This window comes from Providencia sp. PROV261, from assembly GCF_028477945.1.
Lineage (GTDB): Bacteria > Pseudomonadota > Gammaproteobacteria > Enterobacterales > Enterobacteriaceae > Providencia > Providencia stuartii.
This window is the reverse complement of the sequence record NZ_JAMPMC010000006.1, coordinates 243,851-255,774: the sequence shown is the minus strand read 5'-3', so window position 1 is coordinate 255,774 and position 11,924 is coordinate 243,851. Positions and strand designations below refer to the sequence as shown.

The window sequence follows — 11,924 nt, the reverse complement described above, 5'->3', positions numbered from 1 at the left end:
ATAAATTGGCATTTTATACTCAATGATTATTCGACAGTTTGTCTCACCAACTCTTGCTGGTTGCTGCCAAGGCGTAATCGTCCTGTAAGGGCAAACTGGCTATCCCCCTGTAAAGAAAAGTTCATCGCTTCAATGAGACCTTTTATATCAACCTTATTTTGTGGACACATAAAGCTGTCCTTACATTGATATCGATGGCTTTCGAGTAAAATAGAACGCCCCGTCAGTTTACCATTTTCACTTAGTTCGAATTGGCTCCCTTCACTATGCAGTGTTGTTGCTTTGTATTTTGCTCCTGAAACCAGTAGACCTTCACGAATAGAGAGAGAAGCATTACCTGAGCTACTTAGATAGTTTTGGACGGCAGAGGTGATGTTGACTGCATTTTGTAGTTTTATACGGTCAGCGAATACATTGATTTTAGATAACTGTATAGGGTTAGCTTGTTGTTGATTAATGGTGACTTGGCTACCGGGAGAGACGGTAAATTTTAATTGGCTATAGTCTTTTAATGGTTTCGGTAGCAGTTTTTTGGGATCTGTTTTGTCTTTAATAAACTGTCTTTCAAAATTCCCTGCGACCAATGATAGGCTAGCAATATTGCTTGCAGAGCCGTTGTTCCATGTAATGCCATTAGGATTAGCAATGACCAAGTTGGCTGTTTGGCCTTTTATACCAATGACCCCTTGAATATTTGTAGCTTCGCTCCCGGTCACTTCGGCAAGGATCATTTTAGCGGCTTTCCCACCGAGAGCGCTATTGTCGCTGATATCATTATTAAATACTAAACCATGTTCATTAGAAGAGAGTGTTTCAAAGCGGTTAAATGAAATATGGTTCTCTAATGGAGCGGTAATATTGATGACTTTGGCTTGAGTTGTGTTGGTGGATGCGATTGCGTAGTGGTAAAAGGTAAATAAAAATAACGAGGTAATACAACGATAACGTAGTTGCATGGTGATGCTCCTTGCGATGAAAGATCCTATAAATTTAATTAAAGTATATCGGTAAAAGAAAGCGGTTAACCATATCAAAAAATATGGGGAGATAATCAAAAACAAAAAGAGTGAACATATAATAAATAAATTATTGCTTTGATTTAATAAGAGATATTTAACTTAAGGGTATTTGAGGTGAGATTGTAAACAATGACTATCAGTAGAACCGCAAAGATACCTATTTCAATTAAGCGTTAATTTAAATGAATAATAATGATTATTTGGTGTTTAGTATCTCTTGTGGTATCGAATGGCATCGACTGCGTCAGGCGTTATAGGGAAGGGAAGAATAATGTCACGCTTAAGCTGACAAGTAACGCATTAAAAAGGGCCACTGTTGTGGCCCTTAGCGATTATTTTAGCTGAATATAATTATTCGGCTTTTTTGACTGGATGAGCATGCTCAAGCTCTTCTGTTTTTCCTGCAAAGCGGCGACGGATCACCACGTAGAACACAGGAACAAAGAAGATAGCCAGTGAGGTTGCAGCGAACATACCACCCAGAACGCCTGTACCAACGGAGTTCTGTGCTGCTGAACCTGCACCATTACTGAATACCAGTGGGATAACACCTAACATAAAGGCCAGTGATGTCATCAGAATGGGTCGTAAACGCATTTTCACAGCTTCTAATGTCGCTTCAACTAATCCTTTGCCTTCTTTTTCCATCAAGTCTTTGGCGAATTCAACAATCAATATTGCGTTCTTTGCCGACAGACCAATGGTTGTTAAGAGGCCCACCTTGAAGTAAACGTCGTTTGACAGTCCACGAACGGAGGTAAACAGTAATGCACCGATAATACCCAATGGAACAACCAACATAACAGAGAATGGTACAGACCAGCTCTCATATAGGGCTGCCAGACATAGGAAGACAACAATCAGTGAGATAGCATACAGGGCAGGTGCCTGGTTACCAGACAAACGTTCCTGATATGACATACCTGTCCACTCATAACCAATCCCTTTCGGTAGGTTTTCAGTTGTCAGTTTTTCCATCATCAGCATAGCATCACCTGTACTTTGACCAAATGCTGCTTGCCCTTGAATGTTCATTGAAGGAACACCGTTATAACGCTCTAAACGCGGTGAACCATATTTCCAAGGATCTTGAGATTCATCCAAGAAGGCAGAGAATGGCACCATGTTCCCTTCGGCATTTCGAACATACAATGAACTAATATCCGAAGGTAGCATACGGCTTTCTGCATCACCTTGTACGTAAACTTTCTTAACACGACCACGGTCGATAAAGTCGTTTACATAAGTACCACCGAAAATTGAACTTAGCGTTGCATTGATATCTGCAATAGCGACACCTTGTGCTTGCGCTTTTTGTTGATCAATATAGATACGGTATTGTGATGTATCATCTTGCCCGTTAGGACGAACACCTTGCAAAATTTCAGGGTGTTGAGCCGCTAAACCAAGTAACTGGTTACGTGCCGCCATTAAGGCATCATGTCCTAAGTTACCTTGGTCAACCAATTCAAAGTCAAAGCCGTTGGCCGTACCTAACTCAACAATAGCAGGTAGGTTAAAGGCGTAAATCAATGCTTCTTGCTTTTGTGATAGTGCAGCGTTTGCACGACCCACAATCGCTTCAACGTGGTTTTCATCGCCTTTACGTTCACTCCAATTCTTCAGAACCACGAATGCGAGACCCATGTTTTGGCCTTGACCCGCGAAACTGAATCCACCAACGGTAAAGACAGACTCAACGTTACGTTCTTCTTTGGTATGGAAGTAAGTGTTAACTTCATCCAGTACAGCTTGTGTTTGCTCTTGCGTTGATCCTGGTGGTAATTGAACCATCGCTAAGAATACCCCTTGGTCTTCTTCTGGTAAGAATGAAGAAGGAAGGCGGATAAACATTAACGCCATACCTGCCACTAATACGAGATAAATGAGCAAGTAACGGCCTGTACCATTCAACATGCGGCTAACACTATCAGTATAGTGGTGTGCTTGCTTTTCGAATGTACGGTTAAACCAGCCGAAGAACCCTTTTTGGCTACCATGACTGCCTTTTTTAATTGGCTTTAATATAGTGGCACAAAGTGCAGGGGTTAAGATCATTGCAACCAGTACCGATAAGATCATGGCTGAAACGATGGTAATGGAGAACTGACGGTAAATTGCACCTGTTGAGCCACCGAAGAAGGCCATTGGAACAAATACCGCGGACAGTACCATGGCGATACCCACCAACGCACCTTGAATTTGCCCCATGGACTTCTTGGTTGCTTCTTTTGGTGATAAACCTTCTTCTTGCATAACACGTTCAACGTTTTCAACCACAACGATGGCGTCATCCACGAGAAGACCGATAGCGAGTACCATCGCAAACATGGTTAAGGTGTTGATCGAGTATCCAAATGCGGCCAAGACGGCAAATGTTCCCAACAAGACGACAGGAACCGCAATTGTTGGTATCAATGTGGCACGAATGTTCTGTAAGAACAGATACATTACTACAACAACCAGCATGATTGCTTCAACGAGCGTTTTAACAACTTCGTTAATCGAAATCTTAACGAATGGCGTTGTATCATATGGATAAACAATTTCTAACCCTTCAGGGAAGAATGGTTCCATATTCGCTAGTGCTGCACGGACATTGTTCGCCGTATCCAGCGCGTTAGCGCCCGTCGCTAGCTTAATACCGATACCTGCTGCGGCTTTACCATTAAATCGCGCAATGGTGCTGTAGTTTTCAGCGCCAAGTTCAACCGTTGCTACATCTTTTAAACGTACTTGAGAACCGTCTTTATTGACTCGTAAGAGGATATTGGCGAATTCTTCAGGGTTGTTTAAACGGGTTTGTGCAATGATAGAAACGTTCAAGCGTTGGCCTGCAACTGGAGGTGTTCCCCCTAATTGACCTGCCGCCACTTGGTTGTTTTGTACTTTAATTGCATTGATAACATCGGTTGTTGTCATGTTGTACTTAACGAGCATTTCTGGTTTTAACCAGATACGCATCGCATATGGCGTACCAAACAACTGTGTTTCACCAACACCATTAACACGACTAAGTGGGTCTTTAATATTAGAGCCAACGTAGTCGGCAATATCATATTGTCCCATTGAGCCATCGGCAGAAACGAAGCCGGCTACCATTAAGAATGAGCTGGTAGATTTATCAACGCTAATACCTTGTTGCTGTACTTCTTGGGGAAGTAATGGCATCGCGAGCTGAAGTTTGTTTTGCACTTGAACCTGTGCAATGTCGCCATCCGTACCGGCTTCAAACGTCAGCATGATATTAGCAGAACCTGATGAATCACTGGTTGATGACATATACACCAAGTTATCGATACCATTCATATTCTGTTCGATAACCTGAGTCACTGTGTTCTGTACCGTCGATGCATCGGCGCCCGGATAGTTTGCCGAGATAGAAACAGACGGCGGTGCAATGGTCGGATACTGTGCCACAGGTAACTTGATAATTGCCAACAGACCAGCAAGCATAGTAATAATAGCAATTACCCATGCAAAAATTGGTCTTTCTATAAAAAACTTAGGCATTAATCAACCGCTCCCTTACTTAGACTTTTGTTCAGGTTGTGCCTGATTGTCTATAGATTGCGCTTCTAAATTAGCTTCCTTAGGAACGACAACAAGACCTGGTTTGATTTTTTGGAGGCCAATCACAATAACGCGATCGCCATCTTGCAAACCATCAGTGACTAGCCATTTGTTGCCTACAGCTTGTGCTGTTTTTACTTTTCGGACTTCAACTTTATCGTCTTTACCTACCACCATGACTTGAGCGTCACCTTGTGGAGTACGAGCCAAACCTTGTTGAGGAACCAAAATCGCTTTTTCCATGACACCATCTTCTAAGATAGCGCGCACAAACATTCCTGGCATAAGCTCTTTATTTGGGTTCGGGAAGACTGCTCTCATTGTGATTGAACCTGTTGTTTCATCCACAGTGACATCAGAGAATTCCAGAGCACCTTTTTGGGCATACTCTTGGCCATTATTAATGACTAAGCTCACAGGGGCTTTGCCCGGCTCTTTTTGTAGAGCGCCTTTTTCTATCTCGTTACGTAGACGCAAGAAATCTTCACTGGATTGCGTCACATCAACATAGATAGGGTCAAGCTGTTGAACTCGCATCAACTCAGTGGCTTGACCAGAAGAAACTAAAGCACCTTCGGTGACATTTGATTTCCCCGTGCGACCACTGATTGGCGCAGTAACTTTGGTATAGTTCAGATTAATACGCGCAGTTTCAACGGCAGCTTCTGCTGCTTTCACAGCCGCTAAAGCTTGTGCATAAGTTGATGTTGCCTGATCGTATTCTTGCTGACTAATGTAATTAGTACCTAAAAGTGGCTTGTAGCGTTTTACCGTCAAACCGGCCAAATTTGCATTAGCTTGCGCTTTAGCAAGTTCAGCTTTCGCACTATCATAAGTGGCTTGGAAAGGCGCTGGATCTATCTGATATAAAGACGTTCCGGCCTCAACATCGCTACCTTCTTTGTAGTTACGTTTGAGTATAATGCCACTTACCTGTGGACGGACCTCTGCGACACGATATGCGGATGTACGTCCAGGTAATTCGGTCTTGATAGTCAGAGGTTCGGCTTTTAGCGTAACAATTCCTACTTCAGGCGCCGGGCGTTCACCGCCACCTTTCTGTTCATCGTTACAACCTGATAAAGCTAAGCCACCTGAAAGAACCAACAGAGCCAGAGGTAACACCCCTCTGTTTTTTCGCATAAGTTAACCTCAATTAATCAACATGAGTAAAAAACAATATAAGAAAAATGGTAAACAATAAGATTTATCACTATGCTATAGTACAAACATACACGAATGTATGTAAATCAGCTTTGTCGATAAACGAGTTACAATGGCACGAAAAACTAAACAACAGGCCGAAGAAACCCGTCAGGAAATTTTAGATGCTGCCATCAAAACCTTTTCTGAACGAGGTGTATCGGCGACATCTTTAGCCGATATTGCCAAATCCGCTGGTGTGACCCGCGGAGCGATATACTGGCATTTCAAAAATAAAGTCGACCTATTCCACCAAGCTTGTGAGTTTAGTGACAGTCAAATACAACAGGCCGAAAATTATTATCGTTTGAAGTATAGTAATGATCCACTGGCAATTCTAAAAGAAATTTTAGTTTATATTTTGACAGATTTTATTGAAAGCCCTAAAAACCGCGCTTTGATGGATATTCTGTTCCACAAGTGTGAATTGGTAGGAGATATGGCGGCCATTGTTGATTTAAAAAAAGAGAATTACGTTGCTAGTCATCATCGTATCATTGAACTCCTACGCCATTGTGTTGAAGCAGGGCAACTCCCAGCTAATCTCGATTTAGAGTGTGGGGCAATTATGATCCGCGCCATGATGGCTGGGTTACTTGAAAACTGGTTATTGCAGCCTGATAGTTTTAAGATACATAAACGTACGGAAATATTGGTGGAAACGATGCTAGAAACATTGAAATACAGTCCATCATTACGCGTAAAAACGGATCAGACTGAATAACCGGAGAAAATACCATGTCATCAATTTTGATTATTGCTAATGGCGCCCCTTATGGTAATGAAACTTTATTTAACTCATTACGTTTGGCGATTACACTCAAAGAGCAGCACCCACAAACAGAACTGAAAGTGTTTTTAATGTCAGATGCGGTTACAGCGGGTCTTAAGGGGCAAAAGCCGAAAGAAGGTTATAATATTCAACAGATGTTGGAAATTCTAACGGCACAGCAAGTGGCGGTGAAATTATGCAAAACCTGCACAGATGCACGTGGTGTGAGTGAACTTCCCTTAGCCGATGGCGTGGAAATTGGCACTTTAGTTGAACTTGCAGCTTGGACATTAGAAGCAGATAAGGTTCTGACATTTTAAAAATATAATGTGCTGTTAGCAAAAGTTAGCAGTACATTATTGACTCAACAAGATACAAAAAACCTTTTATGGGTTCATCCATGCAGACGACTAAATATCAATGGGTTCGGCAATTCATCATGATTTGCGCACTCTTTATGTTGCTTTTTTCTGGCTATAGCCATGCGGTGGTAAATAGCTCTCTTCCAAATAAAAATGATATTCAAAATAAACTGAATACATTAAATAAAAAAAGCCATCCGAGTGCTGAAGATAAACTGGCTATTGCAGATATTGAAAAGTCGCTGGGTTTTTATGATGAGTTAAGCAAACTTGATAGTAAGTCGGATGAACTGCAAAAAAGTCTAGATAGAGCGGGTGAAGATGCAAAGCATGCTGTTCGTGCTTTGCAGCAGCTTAAAAAGAGTAGCGAAGAAGATGCACTGAATTTTGCTAATAGCATCAAAAACATTCCCCAAAGTCAGCTGGAAACTATGCTCAGTAATACCTTAGAGCAGCTACAAGCAGAGCAAAATGATTTGGCTAGCTATAATAGCTATTTAATTAGTTTGCAAACTCAGCCTGAAAGGGCGCAAACCATCATGTTGGAGAATGCTCGTCGGTTACAAGAAATTCGCAATGAATTAAATAATGTATTTAATGACTCGGCAAAGTTACGCGATACGCAAATTGAGCTACTGCAAATAGAGCAGAATTATTTGCAACAACAAAACGAATATCAAAAGCGGGTATTACAAGGCAATACTCAGTTGCAAGAAGTATTACAAAAGCAACGTGACTATACGATTTTTTATATCGAACAACTTGAAAAACGGATTGAATTGCTTCAATCCTATATCAGTGATAAACGGCTTAATGACTCTGAAGCAACGGCAAGAGAAGCACAAACCTCCACTGAAAGCGATTTACAACTAAAACAAAACCCATTAATTCAAAAAGAATTAGCGATGAATAATGCCCTGAGTGAGCGCTTGATTGAAGTCACTCAAGGAAATAACCGCATGGTACAAAATAGCATTCGCGTGAAAGCGTGGCTAGAACGAGCAACGCAATCAGAACGCAACTTGAAAGAGCAAATTAATGTCCTACGTGGAAGCCTATTGTTATCGCGTATTTTATTCCAGCAACAAATTGACCTTCCTGATGATATTTTAACCAAAAATCTGCCTAATACGATTGCTGATTTACGTCTGGAGCAGTTTGACGTTAATCAACAACGTGACGCTTTATACCAAGTGAATAATTATATTGCGAATATAGAAAAGCAATTAGCAGAAAAATCAGGCGCTGAGCAAGGTCATAGCCAATTACTTTCCACAGAAGATAAAGAGGCATTAACGAAGCTGCTGGATGTAAGGCGTGAATTACTAGATGAATTAAACCTGCAATTAGGTAACCAAATTTCTCAGGCCATTAATTTGCAGCTCGACCAAAAACAGTTATTGAGTGTAGTGAGTTCACTGGAACATACGTTGGCGCAACAAATTTTCTGGGTAAACAGTAATAAGCCGATCGACCTTACTTGGGTCAGTGCATTTCCAGAAGCGGCAACACAACAAATCAATAATTTTGATTTTAGCCTGTCAAAAGGCAGCATCAAAAAAGGAATAACAAACTCATTATTTGTCGTTGTTCCACTGCTATTATTGGCGTTAGTGTTTGTTTGGTTATACCACAAAATTTCGGCTCGCCTACAACAGATAAATCAAAGCTTATCTAGCTTAAGGCAAGATAGTTTATTAAATACGCCATTCGCGCTGTTCTTGACTCTTTTGCAAACCTTACCGACGGCGTTAGTGCTGGTGGCTTTAGGTTACTGGTTTTTAAAAACAGGTAATGTTCAAGGTGAATTTGTTTGGGCGCTCTGTTTGCAATTAGCCACTTTTTGGGTGTTATTTGAATTAACTTGGCGTGTGTTAAAACCCAAAGGAATTGCAGAAAAACATTTTGGTATTGACCCCAAATTTGCCGCACAAACACGGCGTCGAGTAACGCGTCTGTCACTGCCTTTATTGCCATTAATTTATTTTTCTACGTATGGGGTGATTAATCCTCTAAAAGTTTCTGAAGACGTGATTGGGCAATTAATTGTTTTATTGTCATTGTTGATGCTGTTTATTTTTACATTGCCATTTTGCAAACATATTTGGAAAGAGAAGGGCAGCCATTTAACGCGTTCAGTAGTGATAACAATATTAACGTTCTCGCCTTTGGTATTGATTGGTTTAATGATGGCTGGGTACTACTATACAACGTTGCGTCTTGCTAATCGTTGGTTAGATAGCCTGTATTTATTGCTGCTTTGGTATATCACTTACAATGCGTGTTTACGTGGTCTAACGTTAGTGGCTCGGAAACTCGCTTATCAACGCGCAATTGAGCGTCGTAAAGCACAAAACCAAGAGGAGAGTGAGAACGAGCCAATTAAAGAGCCACCAATGACGATTGAGCTTATTAGCCAACAATCATTGCGCTTAACCACAATGGTCTTGTTTATTATCTTTGCATTAGGTTTTTATGCCATTTGGTCTGATTTCATTACTATTTTCTCATTTTTAGATAGTGTTGATTTATGGCATTACACGGCAACGACCGCCGAAGGTAGCAACACCTTACAGTCGGTGACCTTAGCAAACTTATTATTGGCTATGGTGATTATTGTGGTGGCATGGATCATGACTCGTAACTTGCCGGGATTATTAGAGGTTTTAGTATTATCACGGTTAAAATTACGTCAAGGCTCAACCTACGCGATCACGACAATTTTAACTTACATTATTGTCGGGATCGGGGCGATAACTTCTCTAGGTATGCTAGGTATCACATGGAGCAAATTGCAATGGTTAGCGGCCGCATTAACGGTTGGTTTAGGTTTTGGTTTGCAGGAAATCTTTGCTAACTTTGTTTCCGGGATCATTTTGTTATTTGAGCGCCCGATCCGTATTGGCGATACCGTGACTATCGGCACCTACTCAGGTACGGTGAGTAAGATCCGTATTCGAGCAACAACCATAATTGATTTTGATCGCAAAGAAGTGATCATCCCAAATAAAGCATTTGTAACGGAACGCCTAATTAACTGGTCGCTTTCAGATACTGTCACGCGGATCACGGTTGCACTTGGTGTGGCATACGGCTCTGATCTCGATAAAGTGAAACAAGTGCTACTTAATGCGGCGACATCGAATAGTAAGGTGATGACAGATCCTGCACCAGCGGTATATTTCACAGGATTTGGGGCGAGCACCTTAGATCATGAATTGCGTTTTTATGTACGCCAAATTGGTGATAGAGGAACGACCAGCGATGAAGTACATCGTGCAATCGACAGGTTATGCCGTGAAAACGATATCAATATCGCCTTTAACCAACTAGAAGTTCACCTTCATAATGACCAAGGTGAAGTGATCCAAGAAATTAAGCGTGACCCAAATTTAAAGAAAGGGGATAACGATTAACACGGTTTAGTCATCGGTTAAACAGGTTGCTTCGGCAGCCTGTTTGACTAAATAGTCATGTTTTACAATTTCAAGGGCTTTGAGAACAATATCAGTTTCAATATCTGATGTTTCAAGTAAGTAGATTAAATCAACAGCAAGCTGTGTTTCTTTTGGGGCATCTTTTAAAGAATCCATTCTGACTCCTTATTATTGACAGCGGGCTATTATGATACGAATTTTTTGCTATTTATATATTGATAGATATTAAATTTTTATCGAAATGTGAGCAAGTTGATATTATTTAATGATAACGGTGATGATTTTCACTGTAAAACATGAACAGATATTGAGCATATTTATCATGAGGATATGAATTGCTAAATCGAATAATGATACTACTAATGTTAAATATATCGGAAAATTATTAATTCAACTCATCTTTTATTGATGACTGAAAATAGATTGCATTGATTTGATAATCTAAAAATTGTTATTTCTTTATTTATTAACATTATGACAGTATATTTATTGTTATTGAATTATATGCGTGCTAATGTTGCTAGTTATTATTAGTGGTATAACTAGGTGATTTTGTGGTGAAATTATCAGAAAGTTTTTATTTAACAATTTGTATAGTGATAAGTTTTATTGTTACTTATTATATTGCAGGTATTGATGCGACGTTATGGAGCTCGCTATCAACACTTCATGGTTATACTATTTTTAATAAAGCCACACGTTATAAAAATATAATTTATTCATTATTATGCTCGCTGTTTGTTTTTGTAGGAACTGCACTTGGCTACTATTTAGGTTTTAGCTATCTATTTTTTATTGTTTTATTCTTATCACCTTTTTTCTACTATCAACTTTATAATGTTGACTCCTCTTTAGAGATGTCATTTAAGTACTTTATGATTTTCTTCATCATAGGGGCGACATTGAATAAATCCAGTTTTGATGGTCTGGTGATAGGGTTACTGATCGGGACGTTCATAACACTAACCTTTTGTTATAGCATCAGTAAACGGAAGAAAATTACTTTTTTTCAAATTAAAAGGTATATTTCATTAAAAAGGGATAGGGTCACTTACCATTTGATCTGCCAGTCACTGATCTACGCAGTTGGTTTATTATGTTGTGTCTTATCATCAAGAGCAATCAACGTTGATCACTTCTTTTGGGCGCCTTTGACCTTTATTTTTGTATTAAATCTTAAGTTAACAAATATTGTTAAATTAACTCGTGATAGAGTGATTGGCACATTGATTGTTGTTTTTGTTCTTTACTTGGCATTTAACGCATCAGTATTAATGCCATACATTGGTTTTGCATTAATTCTTCTCTTTTCGTTTTTAATTCCAATTAGTAATACAAAGAAAAATAACGTATTTGGAACAATTTGTCTCACAGGGCTTGTATTATCGCTTATTGAAATGTCGATTTATTTTAATAATGTTGACTATCACTTATTGTCCGAAAGGATCATGGAAACATTGATAGGGGGTCTATTTGCGATAGTAAGTAGCTACTGTATTAAATTGGTTATGAAAGGTAAGTAATCAAGATTATTAATATAAAGCAATTGTGTAGCCTT

The 11,924-nt window shown here is 39.8% G+C and carries 8 protein-coding genes; 4 read left to right on the top strand and 4 right to left on the bottom strand.

Going from position 1 to position 11,924, the window contains the following annotated elements:
• Positions 1-26: 26 nt before the first annotated feature.
• From PR675_RS05335 to PR675_RS05325, 3 genes are all read right to left on the bottom strand, one after another.
• Complete coding sequence (locus PR675_RS05335) at positions 27-956, bottom strand: two-partner secretion domain-containing protein (RefSeq protein ID WP_004922472.1); 930 nt, start codon at positions 954-956, stop codon at positions 27-29.
• Between the two features lie 414 nt (positions 957-1,370).
• The gene (locus PR675_RS05330) at positions 1,371-4,532 is read right to left on the bottom strand and encodes an efflux RND transporter permease subunit (RefSeq protein ID WP_004922465.1); all 3,162 of its coding nucleotides are present in this window, start codon (positions 4,530-4,532) and stop codon (positions 1,371-1,373) included.
• Positions 4,533-4,547: 15 nt separating this feature from the next.
• The gene (locus PR675_RS05325; RefSeq protein WP_004922461.1) at positions 4,548-5,735 is read right to left on the bottom strand and encodes an efflux RND transporter periplasmic adaptor subunit; all 1,188 of its coding nucleotides are present in this window, start codon (positions 5,733-5,735) and stop codon (positions 4,548-4,550) included.
• 133 nt (positions 5,736-5,868) lie between these two features.
• Between PR675_RS05325 and acrR the strand changes: the two genes are divergently transcribed.
• The 3 genes from acrR to mscK all read left to right on the top strand — a co-directional run bounded on the left by acrR (position 5,869) and on the right by mscK (position 10,345).
• Positions 5,869-6,519, top strand: coding sequence for a multidrug efflux transporter transcriptional repressor AcrR (gene acrR, locus PR675_RS05320; RefSeq protein ID WP_060560836.1), 651 nt, complete (start codon positions 5,869-5,871; stop codon positions 6,517-6,519).
• Between the two features lie 14 nt (positions 6,520-6,533).
• Positions 6,534-6,887, top strand: coding sequence for a DsrE/DsrF/TusD sulfur relay family protein (locus tag PR675_RS05315; protein ID WP_004922455.1), 354 nt, complete (start codon positions 6,534-6,536; stop codon positions 6,885-6,887).
• 80 nt (positions 6,888-6,967) lie between these two features.
• Positions 6,968-10,345, top strand: a complete 3,378-nt coding sequence (gene mscK / locus PR675_RS05310) for a mechanosensitive channel MscK (protein WP_230089042.1) — start codon at positions 6,968-6,970, stop codon at positions 10,343-10,345.
• Positions 10,346-10,351: 6 nt separating this feature from the next.
• On the opposite strand, the gene PR675_RS05305 is transcribed toward mscK, so the two are convergent.
• The gene (locus PR675_RS05305; protein ID WP_014656559.1) at positions 10,352-10,522 is read right to left on the bottom strand and encodes a DUF2496 domain-containing protein; all 171 of its coding nucleotides are present in this window, start codon (positions 10,520-10,522) and stop codon (positions 10,352-10,354) included.
• A gap of 398 nt (positions 10,523-10,920) precedes the next feature.
• On the opposite strand from PR675_RS05305, the gene PR675_RS05300 reads away from it, so the two are divergent.
• Positions 10,921-11,889, top strand: a complete 969-nt coding sequence (locus tag PR675_RS05300) for an FUSC family protein (protein ID WP_060560838.1) — start codon at positions 10,921-10,923, stop codon at positions 11,887-11,889.
• Positions 11,890-11,924: the final 35 nt, after the last annotated feature.

What these genes read in the sequence shown, in the direction of transcription:
- PR675_RS05335 (WP_004922472.1), bottom strand. Translation starts at nt 956, where the DNA reads ATGCAACTACGTTATCGTTGTATTACCTCGTTATTTTTATTTACCTTT.
- PR675_RS05330 (WP_004922465.1), bottom strand. Translation starts at nt 4,532, where the DNA reads ATGCCTAAGTTTTTTATAGAAAGACCAATTTTTGCATGGGTAATTGCT.
- PR675_RS05325 (WP_004922461.1), bottom strand. Translation starts at nt 5,735, where the DNA reads ATGCGAAAAAACAGAGGGGTGTTACCTCTGGCTCTGTTGGTTCTTTCA.
- acrR (WP_060560836.1), top strand. Translation starts at nt 5,869, where the DNA reads ATGGCACGAAAAACTAAACAACAGGCCGAAGAAACCCGTCAGGAAATT.
- PR675_RS05315 (WP_004922455.1), top strand. Translation starts at nt 6,534, where the DNA reads ATGTCATCAATTTTGATTATTGCTAATGGCGCCCCTTATGGTAATGAA.
- mscK (WP_230089042.1), top strand. Translation starts at nt 6,968, where the DNA reads ATGCAGACGACTAAATATCAATGGGTTCGGCAATTCATCATGATTTGC.
- PR675_RS05305 (WP_014656559.1), bottom strand. Translation starts at nt 10,522, where the DNA reads ATGGATTCTTTAAAAGATGCCCCAAAAGAAACACAGCTTGCTGTTGAT.